The sequence below is a fragment of the Candidatus Bathycorpusculum sp. genome (assembly GCF_009778815.1).
GTDB lineage: Archaea > Thermoproteota > Bathyarchaeia > Bathyarchaeales > Bathycorpusculaceae > Bathycorpusculum > Bathycorpusculum hydrogenotrophicum.
The window spans coordinates 43241-69690 of record NZ_WRFL01000003.1 but is presented as its reverse complement, the minus strand read 5'-3'; the positions used below and the strand labels follow the sequence as shown (position 1 = coordinate 69690).

Below are 26450 nucleotides of genomic sequence, written 5' to 3'. Positions count from 1 at the left end.
TATCACCACAGAAAAAGAGCTCGTTATAGTGGATTTGTCAGTTTGTTTAGTAAGCATCTTGGCGTTTAAACGGCAGTTTTAGCGGTTGCTTTTTCTTTAAATTTTCTGCCTCCACCTATCTGCTCTTTGAGCTGTATAGCAAGTTGGATAGCCGTTTGGATGGAACATCCAACCAAACCTTTATATGATTTACCTAAAGAGAAAACCTCAGTATCCAGCGGACAGAAACCAGCCATGAAGCCAATCGAAAGCCTCACCAAAGATAACATAAAAAACCTCAAACCCTGTCAACACGGCGCAGAGGTTCATGGTGCCGCTCAAGAAAGTGGATATACACCACACGAAATTCTAGATTTCAGCTCAAGCGTCAACCCCTTAGGGCCCTCAAAAAAAGCCCTCGATGCCATCCAAGGAGCCTTTAATGAAATTGTTGCTTACCCTGACTCAAACTCTACAACCCTTCGAGAAACAATAGCCAAACACTTTAACGCTATAACTAAAGACAACATCATTGTAGGCAACGGTTCTACCGAGTTGATGTATCTCTTTGCAGAGACATTTCTCAAACGGGGCGAAAAAGCACTGATGACCGCACCCACATTTGGCGAATACGAACGCGCCGTGCGAAAAACCGGCGAATCCGTCAAATTCGTAAAACTGGACAAAAATTTCCAAGTGGATGTTGAAGCATTCAAACGCGAAATGACAGGTTGCAAACTAGTGTTTCTCTGTAACCCCAACAACCCCACAAGCAAACTCATCCCAAAAAACAACCTAACAAACATCATCGAATCGGCTCTCTCCCAAGATATCTTGGTTTTCCTCGACGAAGACTTTCTCGAATTCGTCGACGACGAAAAAAACGTCTCTTTGATACCCCAAATCAACAAATACCCCAACCTATTTGTGTTGCGCTCATTCACAAAAATTTTTGGATTAACCGGATTAAGGGTTGGCTATGGTATCACCAGCAAAGAAATCGCTGAAGTGTTACACTGTGCCAAAATTCCCTGGAACGTTAACTGCCTAGCCCAAACAGCCGCAGCAGTTGCCCTCAAAGACGAGGCCCATCTACAAATAACCCTCGATCTTATCAAACAAGAAAAAACCTGGCTCCAAACCCAACTAGGCAACATTTTCTCGTTTAGGTTCAGCCCTCCGGATGCAAACTTTTTCTTCATAGACATCGAAAAAACAGGCTTAACCGCCAATGCCCTCAAGCACCTAATGCTAAAACAAGGCATTCTAATCCGAGACTGCAGCAACTTTGTTGGCTTAAACGAGTTCTACATCCGAGTAGCAGTTAAAACTCACGACCAAAACATGCGCCTAATAGAAGCGTTTAAACAAGCACTAACGGTTTGATGGCATGTTTAGCTTTTATATTTCACTGTTCATCGACCCCATCCTTATCTTTATTTTAGCTTTCCTTATCGATCTGGTCTTGGGCGAGTATCCCGATCGCATCCACCCCACTATTGGCATAGGCAAACTCATCACCTACCTCAAAGCAAAAGCCAAAAACAAAAATCCCCGAATCGAAAAAACCAACGGCGTATTGATGGCTCTTGCGGCAATACTTGCATTTGCCCTGCCAGTTTTTGTACTGCTTTATCTGCTAAGAGGTCTGCCCCATCCAATAGGCGAAATTCTCTACATCATCGTTGGAGCAATCCTCTTCAAAGCAACCTTTGCCATATCCGGCATGGGACAATACACAAAACCCATCGCACTCGCCCTAAAAAAACGTGATATAGACGGCGCTCGCAAATGGCTACCCTATATTGTTCGCAGAGACCCAACCAGCCTCAACGAACGCCAAATAATCTCTGCCGCAGTCGAATCCATCGCCGAGAGCACAACCGATGGCATCACCGCACCGTTTTTCTTCTACGCCCTACTGGGGGTTCCCGGTGCCTTTGCATACCGCGTTATAAATACCCTAGATTCAATGGTGGGCTACAAAAACGCTGAATACAAAAACATCGGCTGGTTTAGCGCAAAACTCGACACACTAACCAACTACATACCCGCACGAATAACTGCCTATTTGATGGTTGTTGCCGCATTTTTCTCAGGTGCGAACTGGCGAGAATCCTGGCGTATTCTCCAACGCGACAAACACAAAACCTCAAGTCCAAATGCAGGCTACACCATATCTGCCATGGCAGGTGCACTGGGTATCCAACTTGAAAAAACAGACCACTACAAACTCGGCGATGACAAAGGCCACATCTCATACGAAGATATTGGCAAAGCCCTGCGCATCATGGTGATAACCTCAGCATTGTTTGGCATAGTAGTTGTTCTGCCAATCATAGCCCTCAGAATATATGTTATCGGAATATAGTATTTACGTCACAGTTGACCTAAATCACCTATCATACTTTCCATATTGCCCAAATTTACCGTGTTTTAGCTCGTCTTGCAATATGTCATAATTATATCCGGCGCTTTCGCGGTATAATCCGGTTTTAACATCACAAATTTTCTTAAAAGTAACAGAGTTATGCACTATGTTTAATGCTTGTTCTATTGTTTTTTTCTGTTCTTCCACCAAAATATTAGCTAAGTCAACAGCTAAATGTTGTATCAATAAATCCTGTTCCTTTGTTATCTCCATTTATTCCACCGCCTTTAAATATGCTATAGCTTTTTCGGAATGAAAGGAATATTGATTTGTTAGATTTTTATATGTAATTTGTTTAACAACATCATCTATGCTCATAAAACCGCTCCGAAATAAGTCGAAAGTACTCACCAAATCGTCATTTGCGACCGCGCCAATAACCACATCATATTTGTTATTGCCGTTATACAGCTTATTTTCAGCATCTCTGAAATTTAGTGATCTATTGTTCACGACAAATAAAGCCCATTCCTTATTAGGATTTTCAAATTTTAGTATGTTTAAAGCCTTATCATTAAAAATTTCGTCGCTAAGTTCAAATGCACTTACATTAGGGTTTCCGCCGAATCTATCCGCAACTCTGACTGCCATTCTTTCAGCATGTTCTTTATTTTCGGTTAAATAAAATCCGCGCCCAAAATCTTTGAAGGGGACGTGCTTTTGATAAATCTATATTTATTATTTTAATGTTAGACCCATGATAGAGTATCCTATTAGCCCCCCATTTTTGCGACAAATAGCTTGCATATCTTCTATAGCGTCATTAATGCTTAAGGTATGTTCTTTATTTCATAATGCTTTATAATAAACTGTAATCCGCCATAATTCTCAAGGTATTTGTATGCCTCAATATAAGATAAATTAAATGTATTCGAACTCTTTAATGCACAATACGGTATATGACAGAATTTTGTAAGTTTTGTTTTCGGTAGCTGTTTTTACTGTTGTTCACCTCTATGATCATTATGTCATTCGCCTTAAAATTTCAACCGTTTTTGCCATAAACTAGTTTTCTTTCAGTGATCTGTCTACATGTACCCGAGTCAGCAAAAGGAGACCTGCACTCTGAAGATGTGTATAGCGCCAGATGACTGACCGCATAAATAATCTGCTATCTGCGCTCTTTTTCGCTAAGCTTATAAGGCTCCTTAAGCATTAGCGTTTCGATTAGTTGTTACATTTGTTGTACAACAAATGTTATGAAAACCCGGGGTTTGAATAGTGGTGGATCATCGATCGTTAGACTTTCTTAATCGTCTAACCTTTAGCATTAAAGACAACACAACTCAAGAGGGCGGGTTTGATTGGAAAGCGGCATGTGTCGATGCTGGTATTATCAGCTTGATAACGTTTTTTACAGGCATCGGAACGCTTGTCAATGTGGATGCACTCTCCTGTAATTCACTGTTTGTATTGTTAGCCGCTTGCGGATCAGAGTTTATGGGCATACTTGCTATGAAGCGAGGCCTGATTGCAACACATAACGATAAAAAATAGTTCTACCTACTATTATGCGGCTGTCCAGCTGGTTCTCATTCCCTCACATAATACACACCCTCATACGGCTGGACAGCCGACCTAACCTGCTATAATGGGTCATTGGCTGGTATCTGTTTTTGTGAATTTTATTTTTTCTGGGGTCTACTGTTTATGACTGGATAACAAAACACCCTTCTAGGCGTGTATGTTTGTGGTTGTGAATTAACTAGAACAAGATCGGGGTTAGACCATGGCATGTAATCCAAAGCAGACGGGTGGGCCTGACTAATTGTGCTTGTAGACTATTTGGTTGCCTGCTATGTGCTGGCCAATTAAGCTACTTTTCTATATTGCTGATAGTCGTTTTGAGAGCGGCCTTAGTGGTGTTGAGTAATTTGACATATTATTCATGTGCTCCCTGAAATTGCAGGTATGCACACTGTAACTGCACGCTTCAGCGGCTCAGAATCTTATTGGCCCTCACATGCAACAACATTCTTTTCAGTAGATGACGTAGTAATAACACCTGCACCAACTGAAACGCCCGAATCAATCTCTGACATATACTTCCTACCAGCCATCGGCGGTCTCTTTGCTCTGATCATCGCAGTAGCCATCATATTGATGCTCATGATCAGAAAACGCCCCTGAGCAGTCAAAAACAAAACAGATCAATCAGTAAATCTCTCTCTTTTCTTTTTTTTGTTATTAAGTCTAATAATATCTTTCTATCTTCTATGTTCAGGTTAAGTCTAGCACGTTGCAAACTCGGCCATAAGTCGCCTATTACATCTCAAATTGACCTGTGCTACTTAGAGTTCAGTTATGTCTTGGAAGCTTGTTAGTGATTCGCAAAATCAACAGTTTCATCAGTTGCTGAAAGTTCATACGTGCCCCTTTTGTGGTGGTGCACGAAATTTAGTGGCCTATAAAGATGTAGGCATCCGAACTGAATCGGGGGTTCTTGCTTAAAGCGTGTAGTGTATAGCAACTTTTATACTCTATATTTGTAACTTTGACTTAGGCAAAGTACATGTTTAGCTCAAAGGATGCTACTAAAACATCTGTCAGCATGCTGATGTTGCTCTTTGTTGCAGGCTTGCTTGTAGGTGGATTACTGATGTTCTATGTTAATTCCCAGCAGGTAAATAGCCTAAATGATCGAGTTGATAACCTACAGGCATCTGTCTCTAATCTGCAAGGCTTCCAAAATGCAACCTACCAAAACATAACTCTACTCCAAAATGAAACCTCCCTTGCAGATCTTTATGCCAACGTGCGGGACTCAGTTGTTTTGATCCAGGGTCAAACTGATAGTAAGGGTGTGCAGGGTTCAGGGTTTATCTATGACTTTGCCGGACAAATCGTAATCATAACTAATTACCATGTGGTCGCAGGTACGACAAACCTAAGTGTTACGCTCTCAAACGGCAAAGGCTACTCCGCCACCATTCTAGGTTCTGATCCCTATGTCGATTTATCCATACTCTCCATCGAAGGTGCTAGCGCAGAAAACCTAAAACCTGTAACTATTGTTAGTTCTTCTCCATTGCGGGTCGGCGAACCCGTTATCGCTATTGGTAACCCTTATGGTCTTGTGGGTTCTCTTACCACAGGTGTTGTTAGTGCAACTGGGCGCAGTATTGTTGAGGATTCTGCTGGCGGCTTCTCTATAGCAAATGTCATCCAGACTAGCACACCTATAAACCCTGGCAACAGCGGCGGATTGTTGCTTAATTCCCTTGGTAATGTTGTGGGTATAACTACTGCTATCGTAACTGATTCGCAGGGGTTGGGTTTTGCTATTCCCTCAAACACTATTTTGCGCGAAATCGCAGATCTTATCCAAACCGGGTCCTACCACGGGCACTCCTATCTAGGAGTCACTGGCGGTGACATGAACTATGCTATAGCAACCCAAACAGGAGTATCGGTAACCTATGGTTGGAAAATCGTTTCAATTGTTCGAGACGGACCCTGTGATGGCAAACTAAAAGTAAACGACATTATCATCGGTATGAATGATCAAATAATTAAGAACAACGATGATCTAGCCAGCTACCTCGAAGAAAATACCCTGCCAGGCCAAACCATAGATCTGCTCGTTGTACGCGGCACAGAAACCCTAAAGATCCCTCTAACGCTGGGCACCCGTCCTCCTCCATCTTCCTAACTTCCACTTTGAATCCTGTAAAGTGTTCCAAGTATTGCGGGTAGTATGCAAAATGATATTAAAGTCAAGTTACTGCAAGATACGCTTAGCTGATAACTAATTAGTCACGGATGGGAATATGCAAACCAACGAGTTGCAAGGGGTCCTCAAAGGACAAAAAATTGCCTACTTTTCAATGGAGATAGGTCTAAATAGTCAAATCCCAACATACGCTGGCGGCTTAGGTACCCTAGCAGGCGATGCCATCCGTTCCAGTGCTGATCTTAAACTGCCCCTTGTCGCAGTCACCCTGATTAGTAAATATAACTATTTCAAACAAAAACTTGACTCCACCGGCAGACAAACCGAACAACCCAACGTGTGGAATCCAGAAAAACTCTTAACCCTTCTGCCAAATGAAGTCAACATACAAATTGAGGGACGCACCGTTAAAGTGCACGCTTGGCTCTATGTCTGCCAAAGCATCACTGGTGGAGCAGTCCCCGTGCTGTTTTTAGACACCGATTTTGATACCAACAACCAAGCTGATAGAGAAATATCTTTTTATCTCTACGGCGGAGACGAACGATACCGCCTCAAACAAGAAGCAGTCTTGGGCTTTGGCGGAGTCCGCATGCTTGATTCGCTGGGCTTTCAAATCCGCAAATACCACATGAACGAGGGCCACTCAAGCTTTTTAGCCGTAGAACTAATGCACAAACACAACCAAGACGCAGAAAAAGTCAAAGAACTCTGCATTTTCACAACCCACACCCCCGTCGAAGCAGGACATGACCGCTTCAACTATGAACTAATCCAAGACACACTACCCACAATCGATCTTGCCCTTCTAAAAAAATACGGCGGACAAGAACGCCTCAACATGACACGCCTCGCACTCAACCTTAGCAACTATATAAACGGCGTCGCCAAACGCCACCAAGAAATCTCAAGCAAAATGTTCACCGGATATGAAATTCACGCCATAACCAACGGAGTCCACTCCTACACCTGGACAGGCGAACAATACCGAAAACTCTACGACAAATACCTCCCCGGATGGGCCATCGAACCCGAACTTTTAGCAAAAGTTGATCTCATCCCAGATGGCGAGATCTGGCAAGCCCACCAACAACAAAAACAAACCTTAATCGACTTCACAAACCAAACCTCAAACACTCACCTAGACCCCGAAGTATTCACACTGGGCTTTGCACGCAGAGCAACCGAATACAAACGCGCAACCCTGCTCTTCACAAACCTTGACCGCCTAAGAACCATCAACAAAACAAACAAATTCCAAGCTATATTTGCAGGCAAAGCCCATCCACGCGATGAAGGCGGCAAACACATCATCGAACAAATCTACAACTATACCCAACAACTCAAAATCGACCTAAACATTGCCTACATAGAAAACTATGACATGGACATCGCCGCCAAGATGATTGGAGGCGTTGATGTTTGGCTCAATACCCCCCTGCGACCCATGGAGGCCTCTGGAACAAGCGGCATGAAAGCCGCCCACAACGGTGTGATGAACTTTAGCGTACTTGACGGCTGGTGGATCGAGGGCTGGATAGAAAACCTCACCGGCTGGGCCATTGGACCCCACCCAAAAGAAACCATTGATGATTCGGCATGCTTTACTAAAGAAATAGAGGACCTCTACAACAAACTCGAATACATAATCCTTCCAACATTTTACAACCAACGAGACGAATGGATCCAACTCATGAAAAACTCTATCGGAAAAATCGCTTATTACTTCAACAGTCACCGTATGATGCGCAGATACGTAACCGACGCCTACCTCTAAAACAATCTTGTGCCGCTTCTCGGTCTGTATTTATAGCCTTACACATAGCCAACCTTTTTGTTACCCGTTATACGCACACTTTGGTACCGGTGGAGACCTGCCGTTTTTTATACAGTTCACTTAGGGGTACAATACGTTGTTCACCAGTTTTAACCTCTACTTTCTCTCCGTTGAGTTGATCTTCAAAGTCTTCTTGGGCTTCAACTATCCAGTAACCTGCACTTTTGGTTAAAACCTTGACTCTATAGCACCCTTTATAAAAATAGAAATCAACCATAAAACATCACAAAAGACAAGGTGTATTGAAGTAAATATCTTTCTTGTGCACAACAGCAAGCAAGACACACATCTCTTGGCGTCTATCTGCTGTTTGTTGATTTGTTGGGTATGGCGATCTTTTGAATTGAGTGCAGAAGTTTAGTTTAATTATTATTGAGTTATGGCTGACGCAGGTAGGCTGATGGATGATGACGCTGTTTTAAATATGGCGCTTTACCCTGCTAATGTAGGTGACGGCATGAAGCATATAGATAACAATGAAGCCAAGTTATCCGAGCAAATTTTAGCATTTTGCAAACATATCGCAGGCCAGTCAAAAATTATTGCAGTCGCCCATGTTGATAACTATTCAGCTAACTCCTCAAGTGGTCGGGCGATTCATGAGGTGATGCTGATTATACAGAATTTCCAACCCAGACTTATGCGTTACCTAAAACCTGTCCAAGAAAAAACAATCTCCGTTTTTGCGGTGGATCAGTGGATTTTTGAACGCGACATCGATCGCGGATTACTAGGCGAAGCACTCGCAAGCAAACTCATCTTTCCATACACCGCACTCCAAGGTGAACTGTACCTTCATGAGCGGGAGGTGGCACTCAAAAAACGTCTAGTCATAGAGTTGCTTGAGAACCTATCCATCAACTTTCCCGAGTTGGCACCGCGTATACAGATTCTGCCTCAATATTTCATGTATGAGGTGTTCAATAATCGTGTGCGCGTTTTCCCTCTACTTGCCTACGACTTGACCGATTTAACTATCAGCCTCAAAGATGCTGAAAACAGTGCCCTTAGCTGCTACATAGAGGCACTAAACCAGTTAGAAGCTGAAGAAAAAATCAGCCGCAAAAACGGCTATGTCTTTATAACCCCTAAATTTATCGCCCACTGCCAAAACCCCAAACTACGCTTTATTAACCTCTCTAAATCCGCACCTCGCACATTGTTCTCCTCCCTTTTTGGCGCTCTACCCCAGCTTGCAAACCGAATGGGACAAAATACCGAGACATTTCTACGGACCCAAAAAATCAGTTGGATACGTCCCAACGAACAAACAACTACATTTATTGACTCGCACAAGTATGTTTTCTTCCCAACCGCAGAGGGGCTTGTTTCACTGGCAGACAAACTAGACATCAAAGGCTATACCCAAAAAATGTTGCTTAAAAATCAAAATGTAAACATCGACGTTGCACCCGCAGGCGGCATTTTAAACGATGTCTATGTAATCAACGCCTCAGGCAAAGACGTTAATACAAAAATTCTAGTCAAACGCTTCAAAGATTGGTCAGGATTTAAATGGTTCCCTCTAACGCTTTGGTCATTTGGCGCCCGAAGCTTTGCAGTATCAGGACAAGCTCGACTTGCAAAAGAAATCGCCGCAAGCGAATTCCTACGCACCCAAGGATTTAACGTACCAAAAATCTTACACGTCAGCAACCCCGAATTAATCATCTTTATGGAATTCATCGAAGCCGAAGGACTAACCCAAATCATCAAACGCTACTCCACAACTACTGACAACCAAACCATCTCAGAAGCGATAAACCTATTTAGTCGAGTAGGCGAAAACCTTGCACGAGTACATGGCGCAAACCTCTCATTAGGCGACACTAAACCCGACAACGTCCTCATAAAACCCGATGGCACCATTTACCTCATCGATTTCGAACAAGCAATGCAAGGCGGCGATAAAGCCTGGGATGTGGCCGTCTTTCTCTACTATTGCGGACACTATCTCCAACCTTTTGACAATATTGCCAAAGCAAAAACCCTTACCCACTCATTTATCGAGGGATATTTACGCGGAGGCGGAAGTATTGATATTATCCATAAAGCGGCATTAACCAAATATACCCGAATTTTCAGCATTTTTACTGTGCCGCCAATTATGCTTGCCATTGCCAATATATGCAAAAGCACCGAAGCCCCAAGAACCCCTAACCCAACGTAACCAAACAAAAACAAGATACCAATAGCAAGAGCATTAAAGACACTATGGTGAAAGCTACACCAACAAGACTACACCCGTCGAAGCCGTTAAAACTCAACTATTGCTAAGTAGCTCTTTTTTTCATATTTTTTCCAAAGGGCCTCTCACCTCATAGAGTCTATCAATTAATTAAAATTAATTATTTGATTAAAACTAAAAAGAGGCCAGAGTAAGTTGGCCATTTGCTTAAGAGGAGGTAGTTGAGGTAGTATTTGCCTCTTTAGTTGCCGCTTCTGGTTTGTTGCTTCGTTTTGTCTTCGTCAGTATTCCGTGTATAGTAGAAGATAATCTCGTTGTTAGTTGGGTTTTCTTTGAGTGTCAAAGATATCTCTTTCTTACCCGTTACCATATAGCCGGAAATAGCGGGTGCATATTCAGTTACACTAACCCCAACTGAACCAAACCCAGATGTCTTACTAGCTGCAATTGGATTTTTGGTACCTTGCAGATAATACTGTACCGTATAAGTAACAGACTCAGCCTTGTTGTCTGTGTGTTTGAAAGTAAGCACTATAGCAATCAACTCGACTATGAATATGATAACATTCACAATAGTCCAGTTATCCACTAGAGCCATGGGCCGAGACATATCCTCAGTTAACAAAAACACAACAATACCCACAATACCCATTATAACACTTAACAAAAACCAAAAGAGCCGACGTTGTTTCTGCTTTTTCTTCCCCTCGGTATGATCGTCATCATTGTCAGTGTTTGTGTTTTTTTGTTTTTGATTTGAACTGTATTGTCCTTTAGTATCTTTCTTTTGATCTTGAGCTTGTTGTTTTTTATGTTTTTGATTGCGTTGCAACAGCACATACAAAGTCAGCACGACTGCCAAAATGACGCCAACTATGCTCAATATTAGATTTACAAGCGCCCAAATCGGCTTCTCATCTACATTTCCCCCAGGAGGTGATGTAGTTGGACTCGGAGACGGTGATGATGTTGGTATGGGTGTTGGTGTTGGTGTCGATGTTGGTGGGCGTGTTGTTGGTGTTGGTGTTGGTGTCGATGTTGGTGGGCGTGTTGTTGGTGTTGGTGTCGATGTTGGTGTGGGTGTCGCAGTGGGTGAGGGAGTCGGGTTGTTTTGTTCCCATTGTGCCACATAGGTGGCATCACCCTCAACAGTAGGCGTTGGGTTAGGTGACCAGCCGATAAAGCTCCAGCCCGATTGACCCGTTACCACAGGTGCCTCAGGGGTCAAATCACCCAAAGCGCACACATAACTAACAGCATCAAAAGTACCATACTCACCAGGTAAATATGTCACTGTATACATCAAAGAAGTGCCTTCCTTAAGCCATACTGCAAACAACGTTGCATCTTTTGTGAGGATAAGATATGCAGTTGAGCCGGCGGCAAAGTCGGGTGTTTTTGCATCTGAGGTGTAGGCCCATCCTTGGAAAACAAACCCTTCTCGAACCATGTTGCCTTGAGCGGCAATAAGTACAGAGTGACCCGATGGATATGAGCCACCCATGGGTACTGTTCCGCTTGTGTATCCGTTGCCATTATAGGTTATAGTGTAAAATACGGGTTCGGTGGTCGTCGCCCATTGGGCTACGTAGGTTATGTTGCCTGATACTATAGGGGACCATGTTGGTTGCCAGCCTGTAAACCGATATCCTCCGGTGTGATCAACTGCTGTGTCGGCGCCTGAGTTGGTACCAAATACTGGTGTGGATGCACCAAACGCTAAGCTGGTGTAGGTTTCATCGATGGCTTGCCAGGTGCCCTGGGTTCCAGGGTCATAGATTATAGTGCAGTTTGTTAGGGGTGTGCCGTTTATGTAGCTTATGTCATAGTTGGTATAGCCTTGCTTGAAGGGGACAGTCCAGATTACGTTGATGCCTATTTGGGAGTGGTATAGTGCGTCGTCTATGGGGTTTCGGTTGTATGCCATTGAGGCACGGTTATTTGCAAATACCATACCGTCATAGACAAAGAGATGGTTTAGGTTTGCATAGGCTATCCATATTCCTCCACCGTTGTTGTCTGCAATATTGCTATAAACCAATCCAGTTCGTAGCTCCACAAAGCCTGCTGGGGCTATATAGATGCCTGCGCCGTCAACAGTTGCGGTGTTGTTTGCGATGATGCCGTTGGTCATGGTGAGTTGGCTGTTTGTGTATATTCCTGCTCCAAGACTTGCGGTGTTGTTGGCTATGGTGCCGCCATTTATGGTAACTGCGTTGGGTAGTGTGCTTATGGTGAATATGCCGCCGCCATAGGGTGCCGAATTATTGGCGATGACTGCTTGGCCTGATATGCGAATAATGCTGCTGTTGGTGTTTTGTATGCCTCCGCCATACCAGTTTGCGGTGTTGCCTGAGATGGTTGCTCTGTCAGTCATGCTGATGAGTGATGGTGCAGTGGTGTAGGGGTTCCAATTGTATACTGCGCCGCCATAAAATGAAACCGTGTTGTCTTTGACGGCTGAGTCATTTGCCATGTTTGTTGTGGTGTTGAAGTCGTTAAATACGCCGCCACCATAGAGGGCTAAATTGTTTGAAATAATGGTGTTGTCATACATGTTTAGGGTGGCGTTGTCGCTGTTGTGTACGCCACCGCCTCGGCCTGCTGAAATGCTGGAGCTTAGCGCTTTGTTGTTTGTGATTAGAGCGTTGTTACGCATGTTAAATATGGCGTTGTATGCGTTGTATACACCTCCTCCACCATAATCAGCGGTGTTGTTGGCAATGATTGCGTTTCCCTGCATGTTAAAGGTGGCAAGTCCTAGTGCGCTACTTCCATTGTTTTCTACTCCTCCGGCGTATCCGGTGGAGGTGTTATCGGTGATTTCTCCGTCTATCATGTTGAAGTGGCGGTAGTTTAGTACTCCTGCGGCTCCCAGTGCGGTGTTGTATGCGATTCTTCCACTATACATGGTGAATTCGCCGCTTGTGTCTACTCCTCCGCCGCCGGTGCCTGCTGAGTTGGTTAGAATTTGGCCGCCATACATGTTGAAGACGCCTGCGTTGACATTGAACACACCCCCGCCGTCGATGCCTGCTGTATTATCTGAGATGATTGTGTTGCTATACATGTTGAAGAGGGCTGTTTTGCCTGCGTTGTATACTCCTCCGCCGTTGCTTGAGGCTGTGTTGCCTGAGATGCGGACTATCTCTGGGTATGTGGGGTCACCTAAGACAAATTTGCTGTCATCATTGTAGACTCCGCCGCCAAAAGTAGCTCTATTACCCAATACGGTTGCATTACCCGACATTGTAAAGGTGCCCTGGTCCTCATTGTACACGCCTCCGCCGTCATAAGCAGAATTACTCTCACTATAACTTCCACCGATTATGCCACCAACCATATTAAAAATGGCGTCATAACCGATATTATACACACCCCCGCCACGGTTACTATGACTAGTGCCAGAAACTGTGTTGCCCGAAATCACACCACCTAACATATTAAATATATCCACATTATACACACCCCCACCACCTTCAGCGGCAGTGTTGCCCGAAATCACACCACCTTTCAGGTTAAATGTGGCGGCGACATCATTGTACACGCCTCCACCATAATTATCGGCCTTATTATCTGAGATGACAGCATCGTCAAACATACTAAAGACACTTTTCCAATTGTACACGCCTCCGCCGTCTTTAGTGGCTGTATTATCAGAAATTACACCACCCTTCATGTTGAAAATACTGTTCCAAACTAAAACGCCTCCACCATAAGTTGCAGTATTATCTGAAATTGTACCATCCAACATATTAAATTCGCCAGCATCACCGTCTACCCCACCTCCAAAGTGTGCAACATTGTTGGAGATCTTGCCGTTATACATGTTAAAAACACTATTATAACCATCATCGAAGACCCCTCCACCGCTGTCGTCGGCGATATTGCCATCGGTTACAGTTGTACTGCCAATAATACCTCCATACATCTCAAAGGTGCCCAAGTTATACACCCCGCCACCCGCACCAGCTTGGTTTTTGGAGAAAGTGCCATCTCTCATGGTGAAAAGAGTGGTAAAAGTGCCATCGGGGCCATCATTATACACTCCGCCGCCATACGATCCAGCTTTGTTTTCTATAAAAGTGCCCGTAATCAATGTAAATGTACCTTTAACACCATTTAAAACGCCTCCGCCATCTTCGGCCTTATTTTTAGAGAAAATACCCTCCTCCATCACAAAAATGCCCAAGTTACTAACTCCGCCGCCGGCACCAGAAGCGGTGTTTTCCGATAAAGTTCCATCTTTCATCTCAAAGGCGACTATGTTATACACTCCGCCGCCATTATAAGCTGAGTTTTTTTGGATCGTACCCCCGTTCATGATAAATTTGCCCCAGTTATAAACGCCTCCGCCATCAGTATCGTCACTATGAGGTTCATAGTCTATGTTGTTTTCTGAGATCTCTCCACTATTTAGGGTAAGTTTAGCATCCGATTCAACATATACGCCTCTACCTATATCACCACTTTTATGAGTAACAACAATCCCATCAAGCACCAATTCACTACCACTTGTTACAGTAATAGTGCTCTCGCCATTTGGTCCAATAAGCTTCCAAGGTCCAACATTCTCACTTATCAACACAACGTTTGCGTTTGCAGGTATGGTAAGTGTAGAACTGGTAAGCTCTATATTATCTGTTAATGCGATAACATATTGAGTTGCAACTGTTCCTGAGGTAGCAACAGCAGTTCTAAGGTCTAGCTCATTACTAACCGAGCTATTAACCGTGTATGCTGAGGCAAATTGGGAATCACCTTTAAATGTTGTCGTATAAACAACAGACGAAACTAACACTAGCACAAACATTAAGGTTAGGAGTGTGAGCATGGTGTTTTTTCGATAGCGTTTTTGTGCGCTTGTTTTAGGGCTAGTGTTTGTGTATGTGTTTGATTTTATGGTTTTGTTTAGTTTTTGGTTAAACATTGGTTCTCACATTTGAAGTTTTAGGGGTGGTTTGAATTAATGCTGAGTGTGCAAACAAGGTGTTTGCAATTAAGCTCTTGAAAACAGGATTTATGATAAGGTGCCAACTATTTATTGGCTGAATAAAATTAGTTAGCTGGTTCATACTATGCGCTCCCGATTCGTATATGGCCTATATTGATGCACGGTATGTTAGAAATAAGAATATTAGGATTGTCTATATATTAAATATTCTATATATAGCCATATATGGCCCGCATTACTTGTATCGTATAATTAAGCTCGTTTTATTTCTTAGTTCACACTAAATTGCATCTACTTATGTAAGGATTGGATATATCCGCAAAAGGTGAATTTAGAACTGAGGAGTGAATTTGGTGCCAAGACAAAGTGAGTTGTCGACCAAGTTTCACAACTAGTTTACGGATGAACCTAAATCGAGAGCATTTCCGCAACTTTGAGCAACCGTAAATCCAAAATCTTAGGTTCCCGAGCAGATAGCTCCAGTGGGATGCTGGTTACTGCACCGTTTTGCAGTCCCACTGCAAGGTTGCTCTTATCTGCCCTGATTAAATCCACCACATGCTCAGCAAACAAACTCGCCAAAAACCGACTGCGCGCTGTCGGACTACCCCCGCGCTGGGCATAACTCAGAATAGATAATCTAACCTCGGACTCTGTTTGTTGTTGTATATCTTGAGCAAGTTTACTTGAATCTCCAAACCCCTCAGCGGCAACAATTATCCCTGCCCGTTTACCTTTGTTAGCGTTTGCTTCCATGATTTTAATTACTTCTTTGGTGTCTAGGGGCTTTTCGGGAATGAGTATAACCTCTGCGCCCACACAGATGCCAACTTGAAGCGCCAAAAATCCTCTTTTACGCCCCATAACCTCTACTATGAAAATACGCTCATGACTTATGGCAGTGTCACGAATTTTATCAATTGCCTCAACAGCAGTGTTAACTGCCGTATCAAATCCGATAGTTTCATCGGTACCAAAAACATCATTATCTATGGTTGCGGGGATACCAAACATGGGAATGCCGCTTTTTCTACTCAAATCCAAAGCACCCCTAAACGAACCATCCCCCCCTATCACCACCAAAGCATCAACATTATTTTTATGAAGCGTTTCAGCCGCAATTTCTTGATTATGAGACTGTTCAAAAGCAGAACACCGCAAAGTATGCAGTATGGTGCCCCCAGTCTGAATTATACCGCCAACACTGCGCGGCGTAAGTTTGCGATGACAGTTAGTCAGCAGACCATCCCAACCCCGTTCAAAACCGATAACACTAAAACCCCTAAAACAGCTGACTCGAGTGACCGCACGAATGGCCGCATTCATACCTGGCGCATCACCGCCTGATGTGAGAACCCCAATAGTTTTAGTCATTGCCCTATCCTCTGTCTCTATCTTCAGCATTGTTAAAGATTAAAACGTTTAGTTTACCCATTGTAAACACTTTAGCGACTGAACAATCTTTAGGAGGTTATTTTCTGCGTCGGATGTGGACTAAAAATATGCTAGCCGTTACGACCAATCCTATCGAGAGCGCAAAAAGCTCCGGCCACAACAACACGCCCTCAGTAAGTTCTAAAGCATAAATTGACGGACCGAATAATCCCAGAGATAACGCTATTACGCCAAACAACCCTGCTATAAGTTGGCATGTTGCAAGTATTGCTACTAGTTTACCAAATTTATTCAAAGTCTTCAAATTCCAGATACTTATTGTTTGCTCGATGTTAATAACCCTTTTTTATCATTTAACATCGATTACTTGTTTTAGGCATTGCAGTATGATACTGTTGTATGTATCTTTGCGTTTTTTGTTCTAAAAATCGCAAATTATTCATTAAACAAATGAAGCCTTGTCTTTGTTCTATCGTTAAATTCTATATTCACAAAACCAAGTTCAGCTGGCCGACTTTTGGATATACACACATGGTACTCATCGTATCTTTGGAGCAATTAAGACCTTGATCTAATCATTTTACCGTCAATTGCTCTATTCTGGGTCTAGTCTTCCAAAACACATAAATGCTCTCACGTTGTTTTTATGGAATCTTGCGGGAGGTAGCTCAGCCTGGCAGAGCTCTCGAGCATACTAATTTGATTAGTATGTGGAGAAGCTGTAGAGGTCTACCCATGGTGGGCTTCATTCTAGCCTGTCTAGGCCACAGATACCGAGCTGTCGCAGGTTCAAATCCTGCTCTCCCGACCAAAAAAAATCTATCAGGTAGTTTTTGTGCTTATTTTAGATACTCAACCACCATCAAATTATGCAAATAATCGCAGTTATGTGCCTTTACGGTTGATGATGGTTGATGGCCGATTTTTGTGTTATTATGGATAGCTATCATTTTTTCCGTTGTTGTCCAGAAAATTTAAAAAATGCCGGCCAGTTCTGCCAAATTTATGTCCATCAATTCAACAATTAAATTATGCTAAACCTGAGAATGTAAACCGCTAATCACTGATTGGCGAATTGCACTTTAGACTAAATTGGGCATATTATCAAGCTTTGATACAGATTAAAAATGCTGATGAATGTCGGTTTTATGAAATTGAAGCGTTACAGAATGTAGGCAAATCCTAATTTGGTCAAGCATTTCTTTTATAAAATTCAAAATATTTTTAATCACATCACAAAAATTACGTGAGCCATAAGGCCTATGCTCTATGTGGATGAAAAGACAAGGGTGAAGGTATGTATTACGGTGGACGCTTAATCCATCGAACCTGTAAAGGTATTGCTAAAATCCAACGATACGCACTTAAAAGGTATAGTACCCTGGAAATCGCAAACAGCGCCATGGATTGTTGCCAAATGCTCAAACCGTTTGAAAAAAAGAAAAGTGGTGGGCAGTTATTGGATTGGTGGTGGCGATGGCTGATATGTGTCATACTGGGGTGTTGGTTCTTGAGGTTTAATCTGGAAGAATGCAATTGCTAAAAGCAGAACCGATATCCAAATTAAAATATATCCTATCAAGATGATGGTCAAGAATCCTCCGATGAGCATCAATGTCCCTGTAGTTTCAAATAAGCCAATATCTGATTTTTCTCTCAGTTGTTTTAGTGATTGTCTGATAAAGAACGTTGCAATTATAGAAAAAATGCACAGAACAGCAAATAAAATAATTATGTTAGTGAGTATTGGGGAAAGAGTGTCCCAAATTGCATTTGAATCCATTAAGCTTGTGTCCAGCGTCATGTTTGGCAGTGTGTTCCAATTGCCATCCCATCCAGGATACGACATTTGTACAAGAGGGACAAGACTTGGCAGAAGCAGAGCAAAAAGGATGATTACTGCTACAACTATGCCAATTATCCCCATGACTGTGCCAATGAGTGATTTTTTAAAGATGCCCGTATCGCGATAGTGGATGCTTAAACCGTATAAACCAGTTAGTATCAGAATTATTCCTAAAACCATCATGATGTTGGGAACATAGAGAATTTGCAAGAAACTTGTGAATACGCTGATAAATACCAGAAGTGCACCTATACCGCCTATTGTTTTACTTGTGTTAATGTCTAAGCTCATTGTTATTCCTCTGAAAAGCTGTTAGATAAACGGCTATTTAGTTGTTTGTCTATTATGCGGCAACTCGCTATCACAAGGCACTTAATTTAAGCATATCTTTGTTACGTTACATTTTGTATTGATGTTATGTAGGTTGTTTTTACTGTGCAAAAAATATATGCGGATACCGTGGTCTATGCCTAGCTTGTTAAGCGTTTTTTCATTAAATTGATGCTTAATACAAAAAAGAAACAGGTAGCAGTTACCAGCCAAATGGAACTTACTAAGAGAAGCGTGCTTGTGCTCAAACCCAGAATTGGTTCCACAGTACCAACCAAAAGGGCACGAGTTGCATTTATGACATGTGTTAACGGCAAAACCGCCATGGCTAATCCTTGCGCGGCAACCGGCAGAGAAGTCAACGGAAAGAAAGTCCCACACAAAAAAAACATAGGCGTTAAGAAGAGAAAGGTGGGGTAATTAAAGAAATCAATGTTGGATGCCGCGGCAGTAAAGCACATAGCAATGGATGCAAAAAGAAGCCCGCCAAAAAACGCAAGGGGTACCGCAAGCAAAAACAACGGCGAGCTAACCAACGGTACAGGTGTAAACAAACCGGCCATAGCAACAACCAACAAAACAATCGACGCATTTATAGTGGCTCGGGTAGCACCCCATAGTAGCTCACCGGCAACAACTTCCTCCACACTCACAGGCGTAGCAACTATAGCATCAAAGGTCTTCTGGAAATACATACGTACAAACGATGCAAATGTACACTCATAGAAAGCACCATTCATGATGGCCACCGCCACCAATGCAGGCGCGATAAAATTGATGTATGGCTGTCCAGCTATATTGGGTATAAAGCCGCCTAAACCAAAACCAAAGGCAAAGAGATAGAGCATCGGTTCCAAAAGAGATGGAAAAAAATTAACTTTGACTGTTTTGAAAAATACATCAATGTTGCGGCGCCATACTCTCCAGACACGATACGATAGGCGGGGTATGGAGAATTTTGCGGGTGATTTGCGGATGTGCCCTTCACTCATGTTTCTCTTAAGCCTCTGCCGGTTAATTTTAAGAAAACATCTTCAATGTTGGCATTACGTATCGATACATTTTGGAGTTTATGTTCATTAAGAAACCCCTCAAACACTCCATGCGGTTGATCAGTAAATATTTGTATCCGCTCCCCCAAACGCTCCATACGAGCCTCCCCAAACGCCTCCTTGAGAAGCGGCATCAATTTCTGATCATAGTCCATTTCTAAAACTTCGGTACCCACATGTTTTTTGATAAGATCAGCAGGGGTGCCCTGCTCGATGATTTTACCCTGATCCACAATTAAGATGCGATCACAGAGAATTTGCGCCTCATCCATATAGTGCGTAGTCAAAATCACCGTCACCTGTTGCTTTTTGAGCAACCGAACCTCATCCCAAACCAAATGCCGTGCCTGCGGATCTAGTCCCGTAGTAGGTTCATCTAAGAGCAGAATTTGGGGTTTGTTGAGCAACGCTCGAGCAAAAATCAATCGGCGCTTCATACCCGTAGAGAGCGCCATTATCGAAACATCACGTTTCTCTTCTAACTGAAAAAACCTAAGCAACTCCTCGGCCCGTTTGAGTGCCTCTGCTTTGGGAATATCAAAATACCGCGCATACACAGTGAGATTTTTTATAACTGAGAAGTCAGGATCCAAGTTATCCTCCTGTTGCGCCACACCAACCAATGCTTTGATCTCCCGACAACTAGTGTTAACGCTTAACCCCGCCACTTTGAGTACACCAGAGGTAGGCATAAGAAAACAATACATCATACGCACAGTCGTGGTCTTGCCAGCGCCGTTTGGCCCCAAAAAACCGACACATTCACCTCGATGCACTTCAAAATCGATATGATCAACCGCAACAAATTCACCGAATTTCTTGGTTAAACCTGAAGCTTCGATGAGAACTTCACTGGACGACATATCCATCAATATTAGATGAACTCCCAAACATAAAAATACACATGAGCTGTGCACACAAGAAACAATATGTTGTAAAGTTATCTTTTTTTATCTTTTTTGAGCGCATAAGTCGTCAAAAGTTGTTGCCTTAGTTTCTAACAGTTACTATGCCTTGGTTTTATGGGCGGGTTTGGTTCCAATAGAAAACTTCTGTGTAGTTCTTTAGTATGGCCTCAGTTTGGGGTTCATTATAAAAAATGTTTAGTTGTGCTCCGTATCTATTGGTCAGGGTTTCTATGTCTGTGTAGATTTTTTCAGCTAATTCATCAGCAGGAAATAGTCCCCAGATGGTGTCGTTGGGGCGGCGGAAGCCAAATCCATAATCCGCGGGCACCACATAGGCGATATTGGCTGGGCTGGAGCCTAAGCTATCTGGATTATTGTGGCGGGTATGCCAGAATTTCTCTAAAGCTTCAAAGTGCTCCTCGGTTAGAATGCCATACTCACCGATTTGGGGATAGCTAAAAACAACTGCGTATTTGGCGCCACATGCATAAGCTAATGCGAGATCGCTATAGAGTTCTTCTCCGCTTTCTATGTAGGGTGGTTGTTCATATTTCCATGTGACGATGACTCCCCAGTCTTTAGCAAAGGTTTCTGCCGCCGCTCGGCCTAGTGCAATATGGCGTGCACGGCTCTCATTGCCAACGTATTCAACAAAAACGGTGCTATAATTTGCTTTGTAATCAAACCAGTAGAGTCCATAGTCGGCAGTAAAAATGCGGGGTGCCGCTTTGAGATAGTTGTCAACAAAGATAGTTTTTATTGTGTTAGTATAGTTCTCAGCGACTTCGGTGTAGGTTGTACCGGATTTGATGAGGCTTGTGGGTCCGGTGTCTATTTGGTTACCGCCCGGTTCATCATAGCGATAAACACCCAGAAACAGATTACCATATTTCTGTTCAGCTTTAGTCATCCAATCAAAGATGGAATAGTTGTATTGGTTGCTATCCGTAAATAGAACTATAAGGTGTAGTTTGGCGCCAGCTATGTAGTCACAGGCTTCATCTAATGCGCTACGGTTTGTTTTAAAATTATCATCGACTGAGCCCATGATAAACAAGTTTGTATAATTTCTAACTTTATCCACCAATGCTTTAACCTCCTCAACTTGGCCGCCATAAGCATATTCAACCCCAACATAGAATTCCCTCTCACTTGCTTGATTAACTTCTGTCCAGTTAAGACCCAAAAAAAGCGAGAAAATAATTACGATAATGGCCGCTGAAGTAATGTAAAGAACAACTCTACGGTTCAAATCGCTCAACTAAACACACAAACAAAGAACCCATATTTAACTTTTGAAAACTCGATTCTCATTGAATTATCGGCTAAATATCCCTCTCAAATTGCCTTCTGCGATGATATGGCTCTGCATTGCCCGCTCAAGAGCATCTCTATCCGATCCGGCTTCAAGCTTTAATTCAATATCAAGCGCATAAATTCTAAAGATATATCGATGTGGTTTACCACTGGGTGGACAGGGTCCCATGTATCCAATTTTGCCGTTGCTGTTTAATCCCTCTGTTCTCGGCTTGGCATTTTCAGATATGCTCTTTGTGGAGACGGGAATGTTCCAAACTAGCCAATGAGTAAAAACACCGTTTGGTGCATCGGGATCTTCAAAAATTAAGCTAAGACCTTTTGTATTTTTAGGTATGTTTTCAATGTTTAGGGGTGGATTTAGATTTTGACCTATACAGGTGTATTTTTCTGGAATGGTTTCCCCTTCTTTGAAGGCAGAACAAGTTAGTGTTATTAGTGGCTTCATATATACCCTCAATTAAACATGGTTGGTGTTTAGGGGAAAGCTCCCAGACCGATTTCGTGGATTTGGCCTTTGTGGGTGTTGATTCTGTGAACTCGAAGTTCTTCAGGGTTTATGAATTCTGTTTTACAGATGGGACACTTGAAGGTTTCATATATGTTCATAGGCATAATGTGACCTCCTTTGTCAGCAGAGACTTTTGAGCGTTTAAATAAATTTGTGACTGCAATATGATACTCAGTTGCGTAAAAACAAACATTTTATGAGTTGAACTGAATGCATAGTTTGTCGTCTTTACTTTCCATGAGAACTTGTCGGACCACAACTTAGGCAGATTCTAACCTGTTGGTTGCTAAGTAACGTAGAAATCTTCTGCTTCACAATTATACTTCCACTCTTTTGCCTCCAAAAACACAAGATACATTAGCACTCTGCATTATTGTGTGTTTATACAAGGCAGATGACATATGCGTATGGCTGTTGGGTCTAAGTTTAAGGTTCATAATTCGCGTAACACTATGATATTACTTGCCCTGATAGTTGTGTTGTTAATTTTTTCGTTGTTGGCTGTTTGTGCATTTATGATAAATTCAGAGGATACTATCTTGGATGGTACTATACATGTTAGGAGCGAAAAAGAACTTAGAAATGCTGTCGATAATGCCCTGGAACCTACAATTATCACACTTGACAAAGATATCAAACTTGCAAAGTCACTTGTTATTTCTGCCAATAAAAACATCACCCTAACAAGCAACAACAACGTTAATTTTTTTAAACTAATTGGAGCAAGTAAACATGATCCCGATAATCCACAGGATACTATTATTGTTAATGATGGTTGCATATTGAGACTTGATGGCATCATTGTAACTCATGTGTCAGGTGCTGAGGGCTGGGGCGTATTTGTTGAGTTTGATGGTGTGCTCATTTTGTTGGATGGAGAAATTTCCGGTAACACTATGGGGTTATTTGGTGGTGGCGGAGTGGCAAATTTTGGCACTTTTGAGATGGTAGGCGGTCTAATCACTAATAATGAGGATAGTGGCGTAAACTTGGCCACTAGATATGTTGGTGATGGCGTATATGCTGCTCACGGGGGTTCTTTTGTGATGTCTGGTGGCATAATTTCTAACAACAAAGATAGTGGCGTGAATATTGGTTATTGGGGTTCTTTTGTGATGTCTGGTGGTGTGATTGCTAACAACACCGCTGGGTGTGGTGGTGGTGTGTGTGCATTTGGGGGTCATTTTGAAATGTGTGGTGATGCGCTAATTGTTAATAATACGGCTGAAAATGGCGGGGGTGTATTTGTGAATCATGCTTTAACTAGTTGTGGGGGTTCTTTTAGTATGTCAGATAATGCCGTGATTGTTAATAATACGGCTGAAAATGGCGGGGGTGTATATGGTGGTAATACGTTTGAAATGTGTGGTGATGCGCTAATTGCTAATAACACAGCTAACCGTAATGGCGGTGGCATATATGTGGGACCTGGATCCTTTGAGTTGTCAAGTGGCAAAATTTATGGTAACACAGCTCTAGATGGAGGCGGTGTATGTAACAATGGCAACTTTACTATGTCAGGTGGAGTAATCGCTGACAACACAGCCATAGATGACGCTGGAGGTCATGGAGGCGGTGTGTATAACTCTAATGTCTTTGCTGAAGTTAAGCCTGATGATACTTTTTTCGTGTCTGGTCTTTTTAGTATGTCTAATGGCGTAATTACTAACAACACAGCAATTTACGGTGGTGGTGTATACAATAATGATGGCATTTTTAACAGGGCAAGTGGTGTGATTACTAATAATAATGCTGTCTCCAAAGGTAATGATGTAGCCAGTGGCAGCGTTGTGGACCATGGAGCTCCAACTTTTCCGTTTACAAGATGGTAGTGCATTAATGTGGAGTACCTTATCGTTGGTTCTTTCAAGTGTTGCTGATTGTTTTTATGCCAAAGAGCAGACTTATGAGTCAAAGTAAGCTTGTCTGTTAAAACCTAAACTGTACTTTTGTCACTTAAAAGAAATTTGAGTGATCAAATAATCCTCTATCTAAAGGCTAAAGCTGAAAGTGGGTCTCATCCGACTAACACAGGGTTTTATCCTCAAGATCGTGGTATAGTTTCTGAGCCTTTGTATTAGGGTGTACCGTTGGCTGTGAACCGATACTGGGAGAACTCTAAAACCGTGTTTTCAGTGGGTTTTTTGTAGTAAATTATATAACCTGTCTTTAAAGTATGTTGAATTCTAAGATACACCACTGCGAGGTTATCTCAATGTATATGGCTGTTAAATCTAATGTCCATTTCTGTTGTTTCTATAGTGTGGCTTTTTTTGTTTCTTTATTGTTTGTTGTGGTGTTGTTTTTTTCTTGTTTTGTTTCTGTATTTAGCGGTGGTGTTTTTCCTTTTGTTTTGGGTGCATCTGATAGAGTGGTTAGTACCGAGAGGGAACTTAGAAATGCTGTCAATACTGTGTTGTCAAAAGTGGTATTTTAAAAAAGACGGGGTTTGTATTCTCACCCGTTGTTAGGTAAAATGTCATTTTGTCTCTGCCCTCGACCACGACCTTGGCAAGCACTTCGCCGCATATCGAATCGCCAAATTCTTTGAGCCGCGCCAAATTTTCAACGGCTTGGTCTATGTTCTCTAATTTTTGGCGTAAATCTTCCGCAACTTTGTTTTCGCTATCTAGAGCCGACAGCCGTTTTTGCAGGTGATTTTGTTGTTTTTCATATCCCGCGAAGGTTTTTTCAAATTCGGGACGCTTTATCATTCCGTCAAGATACATCTCTATTAACTTTGACTTGCGAGCGGCAACTTTGTCAAGATCAGCCATGACCTCTTTTAGCTCGGTTCCTTTGTTGGGGCTTTCGTCTATGGCGTGGCGTACCCGCTCTTTTAGCTCCAGCACAACCGCATCTTTGTTTTCAATAGCCGCATCCAGCACAGCTAAAAAGTTTGCCTTCAAAAACTGCTCATGTACCGTTTGACAGTTGCATCCCACTTTTTGCCCTGCGGCGTTGACTTTTTCTTTGCCGTACTTCATCGCTTCGGTGCATTGCCAAAATGTTCTGTCAGCGTTTTTCATGTCCTTGCGCTTGAAGGTTGAGTTGCAGTAAGCGCATTTGATTTTTCCGCTCCATACATGTCGGTTGGAGTATCGTCCTTTTTCTATTGTAGCGTTTCTTCTGCGTGTAAGTTCTTTTTGTATTTTGTTGAATGTTTCGGTGGTTATGATGGGTTCGTGGTTGTTTTCTATGGTGATGTAGTTTTCTTCGCCTTCGTTGGTTTTGCGTTTGTGGCTTAGAAAGTCGGTTGTTATCTGTTTTTTTTGTCTTAGTGTTCCTGTGTATTTGTCGTTTTTGAGCATACGCAACACAGTCGCGTTTTTCCATCGCTCATCACCCTTTGGTGCGGGTATGGCTTTGTTTTCAAGCTCTTTGCTTATGCGGTGAATTCCCATGCCTGACAAATACAGGTCAAATATGTGTCGGACGGTTTTGGCTTCATCTTCTTTTATGGAGAGTTTGCCTTTTTCGAGATGATACCCAAATACGCCCGACCCGAAGACTACGCCTTGTTCCATGCGTCGTTTTTGTCCCCAGCGTACCCGCTCGGAGGTCTTTCGGCTTTCTTCTTGGGCGATGCTTGACATAATTGTTAGTCTTAATTCTGCGTCAGAATCAAGCGTGTTTATGTTGTCATTCATAAACACCACCCCGATACCCAACCCCTTTAACTTGCGTGTGTAAAATATGCTGTCAAGCGTGTTTCTCGCAAAACGGCTTATTTCCTTTGTGAGCAACAAATCAAATTTTTTATTTTCAGCGTCCGTTATCATCCGTTGAAATTCAACACGCTTCTCAACACTCGTGCCGCTTATGCCCTCGTCAACATATAAACCGCAAGATTCCCAGTCAAAATTTCCGCCAATATACTGCTCAAAATACCTTTTCTGATTCTCTAAGCTGTTTAACTGGTCATCTTGCTCGGTCGAAACCCTGCAATAAGCCGCGACACGCTTCATAAAAACACAGCACCCGTGTGTTATAACTACTCTTATATTACTTTTATAGTTTTAGTAGGTT

At 42.6% G+C, this 26450-nt stretch carries 23 protein-coding genes and 1 tRNA gene; 9 read left to right on the top strand and 15 right to left on the bottom strand.

Annotated features, from left to right (window positions below; genetic code table 11):
* Positions 1-65: 65 nt before the first annotated feature.
* A complete protein-coding gene (locus FWF39_RS01355) occupies positions 66-236 on the bottom strand; it encodes a hypothetical protein (RefSeq protein ID WP_343381639.1) in 171 nt (56 codons plus the stop codon).
* Here FWF39_RS01355 and cobD point away from each other — a divergent pair.
* On the top strand, positions 235-1365 hold the full coding sequence (cobD, locus tag FWF39_RS01350) for a threonine-phosphate decarboxylase CobD (RefSeq protein WP_343381638.1): 1131 nt from the start codon (positions 235-237) through the stop codon (positions 1363-1365). The two genes, FWF39_RS01355 and cobD, sit on opposite strands and share 2 nt — an antisense overlap.
* Before the next feature lie 4 nt (positions 1366-1369).
* Complete coding sequence (locus FWF39_RS01345; RefSeq protein ID WP_343381637.1) at positions 1370-2350, top strand: cobalamin biosynthesis protein; 981 nt, start codon at positions 1370-1372, stop codon at positions 2348-2350.
* 24 nt (positions 2351-2374) lie between these two features.
* On the opposite strand, the gene FWF39_RS01340 is transcribed toward FWF39_RS01345, so the two are convergent.
* From FWF39_RS01340 to FWF39_RS01330, 3 genes are all read right to left on the bottom strand, one after another.
* Complete coding sequence (locus FWF39_RS01340; protein WP_343381636.1) at positions 2375-2623, bottom strand: hypothetical protein; 249 nt, start codon at positions 2621-2623, stop codon at positions 2375-2377.
* Positions 2624-3079, bottom strand: a complete 456-nt coding sequence (locus FWF39_RS01335; RefSeq protein WP_343381659.1) for a DUF3990 domain-containing protein — start codon at positions 3077-3079, stop codon at positions 2624-2626. It abuts the gene before it with no gap.
* Positions 3080-3180: 101 nt separating this feature from the next.
* Entirely contained in the window at positions 3181-3261 is an 81-nt protein-coding gene (locus FWF39_RS01330) for a DUF3791 domain-containing protein (protein WP_343381658.1), read from the bottom strand.
* A gap of 370 nt (positions 3262-3631) precedes the next feature.
* On the opposite strand from FWF39_RS01330, the gene FWF39_RS01325 reads away from it, so the two are divergent.
* The 4 genes from FWF39_RS01325 (at position 3632) to glgP (ending at position 7860) form a co-directional block, all read left to right on the top strand.
* On the top strand, positions 3632-3907 hold the full coding sequence (locus tag FWF39_RS01325; RefSeq protein ID WP_343381635.1) for a hypothetical protein: 276 nt from the start codon (positions 3632-3634) through the stop codon (positions 3905-3907).
* A 414-nt stretch (positions 3908-4321) separates the two neighbouring features.
* Positions 4322-4540, top strand: coding sequence for a hypothetical protein (locus FWF39_RS01320; RefSeq protein ID WP_343381634.1), 219 nt, complete (start codon positions 4322-4324; stop codon positions 4538-4540).
* A gap of 382 nt (positions 4541-4922) precedes the next feature.
* Positions 4923-6062 (top strand): trypsin-like peptidase domain-containing protein, encoded by a 1140-nt coding sequence (locus FWF39_RS01315; RefSeq protein WP_343381633.1) that lies wholly within the window; start codon positions 4923-4925, stop codon positions 6060-6062.
* 118 nt (positions 6063-6180) lie between these two features.
* Positions 6181-7860, top strand: coding sequence for an alpha-glucan family phosphorylase (gene glgP / locus FWF39_RS01310; RefSeq protein ID WP_343381632.1), 1680 nt, complete (start codon positions 6181-6183; stop codon positions 7858-7860).
* 67 nt (positions 7861-7927) lie between these two features.
* On the opposite strand, the gene FWF39_RS01305 is transcribed toward glgP, so the two are convergent.
* Positions 7928-8137, bottom strand: coding sequence for a hypothetical protein (locus FWF39_RS01305; protein ID WP_343381631.1), 210 nt, complete (start codon positions 8135-8137; stop codon positions 7928-7930).
* Between the two features lie 183 nt (positions 8138-8320).
* Between FWF39_RS01305 and FWF39_RS01300 the strand changes: the two genes are divergently transcribed.
* Positions 8321-10090 carry an RIO1 family regulatory kinase/ATPase gene (locus FWF39_RS01300; RefSeq protein ID WP_343381630.1) on the top strand — a complete coding sequence of 590 codons (1770 nt, stop codon included), beginning with the start codon at positions 8321-8323 and terminating at the stop codon, positions 10088-10090.
* Between the two features lie 259 nt (positions 10091-10349).
* On the opposite strand, the gene FWF39_RS01295 is transcribed toward FWF39_RS01300, so the two are convergent.
* The 3 genes from FWF39_RS01295 to FWF39_RS01285 form a co-directional block, all read right to left on the bottom strand.
* Positions 10350-15038, bottom strand: a complete 4689-nt coding sequence (locus FWF39_RS01295; protein WP_343381629.1) for a hypothetical protein — start codon at positions 15036-15038, stop codon at positions 10350-10352.
* A 432-nt stretch (positions 15039-15470) separates the two neighbouring features.
* On the bottom strand, positions 15471-16436 hold the full coding sequence (locus tag FWF39_RS01290; protein WP_343381628.1) for an ATP-dependent 6-phosphofructokinase: 966 nt from the start codon (positions 16434-16436) through the stop codon (positions 15471-15473).
* Between the two features lie 97 nt (positions 16437-16533).
* A complete protein-coding gene (locus FWF39_RS01285; protein ID WP_343381627.1) occupies positions 16534-16752 on the bottom strand; it encodes a hypothetical protein in 219 nt (72 codons plus the stop codon).
* A 362-nt stretch (positions 16753-17114) separates the two neighbouring features.
* Here FWF39_RS01285 and FWF39_RS01280 point away from each other — a divergent pair.
* Positions 17115-17268: transfer RNA gene (locus tag FWF39_RS01280), tRNA-Tyr, on the top strand.
* Positions 17269-17913: 645 nt separating this feature from the next.
* Here the strand turns inward: FWF39_RS01280 and FWF39_RS01275 are convergent.
* The 6 genes from FWF39_RS01275 to FWF39_RS01250 all read right to left on the bottom strand — a co-directional run bounded on the left by FWF39_RS01275 (position 17914) and on the right by FWF39_RS01250 (position 22525).
* Positions 17914-18594 carry a DUF996 domain-containing protein gene (locus FWF39_RS01275; protein ID WP_343381626.1) on the bottom strand — a complete coding sequence of 227 codons (681 nt, stop codon included), beginning with the start codon at positions 18592-18594 and terminating at the stop codon, positions 17914-17916.
* 179 nt (positions 18595-18773) lie between these two features.
* Positions 18774-19625, bottom strand: coding sequence for an ABC transporter permease (locus FWF39_RS01270; RefSeq protein WP_343381625.1), 852 nt, complete (start codon positions 19623-19625; stop codon positions 18774-18776).
* Positions 19622-20548 (bottom strand): ABC transporter ATP-binding protein, encoded by a 927-nt coding sequence (locus tag FWF39_RS01265; protein ID WP_343381624.1) that lies wholly within the window; start codon positions 20546-20548, stop codon positions 19622-19624. The genes FWF39_RS01270 and FWF39_RS01265 overlap by 4 nt, the downstream gene beginning before the upstream one ends.
* 157 nt (positions 20549-20705) lie before the next feature.
* The gene (locus tag FWF39_RS01260) at positions 20706-21845 is read right to left on the bottom strand and encodes a hypothetical protein (protein ID WP_343381623.1); all 1140 of its coding nucleotides are present in this window, start codon (positions 21843-21845) and stop codon (positions 20706-20708) included.
* Positions 21846-21911: 66 nt separating this feature from the next.
* Entirely contained in the window at positions 21912-22358 is a 447-nt protein-coding gene (locus FWF39_RS01255; protein WP_343381622.1) for a YbhB/YbcL family Raf kinase inhibitor-like protein, read from the bottom strand.
* Between the two features lie 29 nt (positions 22359-22387).
* Positions 22388-22525 carry a C2H2-type zinc finger protein gene (locus FWF39_RS01250; protein WP_343381621.1) on the bottom strand — a complete coding sequence of 46 codons (138 nt, stop codon included), beginning with the start codon at positions 22523-22525 and terminating at the stop codon, positions 22388-22390.
* 411 nt (positions 22526-22936) lie between these two features.
* Here FWF39_RS01250 and FWF39_RS01245 point away from each other — a divergent pair, with 411 nt between their 5' ends.
* A complete protein-coding gene (locus FWF39_RS01245) occupies positions 22937-24253 on the top strand; it encodes a hypothetical protein (protein WP_343381620.1) in 1317 nt (438 codons plus the stop codon).
* Positions 24254-24826: 573 nt separating this feature from the next.
* On the opposite strand, the gene FWF39_RS01240 is transcribed toward FWF39_RS01245, so the two are convergent.
* On the bottom strand, positions 24827-26389 hold the full coding sequence (locus tag FWF39_RS01240) for a recombinase family protein (RefSeq protein ID WP_343381619.1): 1563 nt from the start codon (positions 26387-26389) through the stop codon (positions 24827-24829).
* Positions 26390-26450: the final 61 nt, after the last annotated feature.

Excerpts from the sequence above, each read along its gene's own strand:
- FWF39_RS01305 (WP_343381631.1), bottom strand. The coding sequence starts at position 8,137 with ATGGTTGATTTCTATTTTTATAAAGGGTGCTATAGAGTCAAGGTTTTA.
- FWF39_RS01270 (WP_343381625.1), bottom strand. The coding sequence starts at position 19,625 with ATGAGTGAAGGGCACATCCGCAAATCACCCGCAAAATTCTCCATACCC.
- FWF39_RS01300 (WP_343381630.1), top strand. The coding sequence starts at position 8,321 with ATGGATGATGACGCTGTTTTAAATATGGCGCTTTACCCTGCTAATGTA.
- FWF39_RS01315 (WP_343381633.1), top strand. The coding sequence starts at position 4,923 with ATGTTTAGCTCAAAGGATGCTACTAAAACATCTGTCAGCATGCTGATG.
- FWF39_RS01240 (WP_343381619.1), bottom strand. The coding sequence starts at position 26,389 with ATGAAGCGTGTCGCGGCTTATTGCAGGGTTTCGACCGAGCAAGATGAC.
- glgP (WP_343381632.1), top strand. The coding sequence starts at position 6,181 with ATGCAAACCAACGAGTTGCAAGGGGTCCTCAAAGGACAAAAAATTGCC.
- FWF39_RS01275 (WP_343381626.1), bottom strand. The coding sequence starts at position 18,594 with ATGAGCTTAGACATTAACACAAGTAAAACAATAGGCGGTATAGGTGCA.
- FWF39_RS01290 (WP_343381628.1), bottom strand. The coding sequence starts at position 16,436 with ATGACTAAAACTATTGGGGTTCTCACATCAGGCGGTGATGCGCCAGGT.
- FWF39_RS01255 (WP_343381622.1), bottom strand. The coding sequence starts at position 22,358 with ATGAAGCCACTAATAACACTAACTTGTTCTGCCTTCAAAGAAGGGGAA.
- FWF39_RS01340 (WP_343381636.1), bottom strand. The coding sequence starts at position 2,623 with ATGGAGATAACAAAGGAACAGGATTTATTGATACAACATTTAGCTGTT.
- FWF39_RS01320 (WP_343381634.1), top strand. The coding sequence starts at position 4,322 with ATGCACACTGTAACTGCACGCTTCAGCGGCTCAGAATCTTATTGGCCC.
- FWF39_RS01295 (WP_343381629.1), bottom strand. The coding sequence starts at position 15,038 with ATGTTTAACCAAAAACTAAACAAAACCATAAAATCAAACACATACACA.
- FWF39_RS01345 (WP_343381637.1), top strand. The coding sequence starts at position 1,370 with ATGTTTAGCTTTTATATTTCACTGTTCATCGACCCCATCCTTATCTTT.
- FWF39_RS01250 (WP_343381621.1), bottom strand. The coding sequence starts at position 22,525 with ATGCCTATGAACATATATGAAACCTTCAAGTGTCCCATCTGTAAAACA.
- FWF39_RS01355 (WP_343381639.1), bottom strand. The coding sequence starts at position 236 with ATGGCTGGTTTCTGTCCGCTGGATACTGAGGTTTTCTCTTTAGGTAAA.
- cobD (WP_343381638.1), top strand. The coding sequence starts at position 235 with ATGAAGCCAATCGAAAGCCTCACCAAAGATAACATAAAAAACCTCAAA.
- FWF39_RS01265 (WP_343381624.1), bottom strand. The coding sequence starts at position 20,548 with ATGTCGTCCAGTGAAGTTCTCATCGAAGCTTCAGGTTTAACCAAGAAA.
- FWF39_RS01245 (WP_343381620.1), top strand. The coding sequence starts at position 22,937 with ATGATAAATTCAGAGGATACTATCTTGGATGGTACTATACATGTTAGG.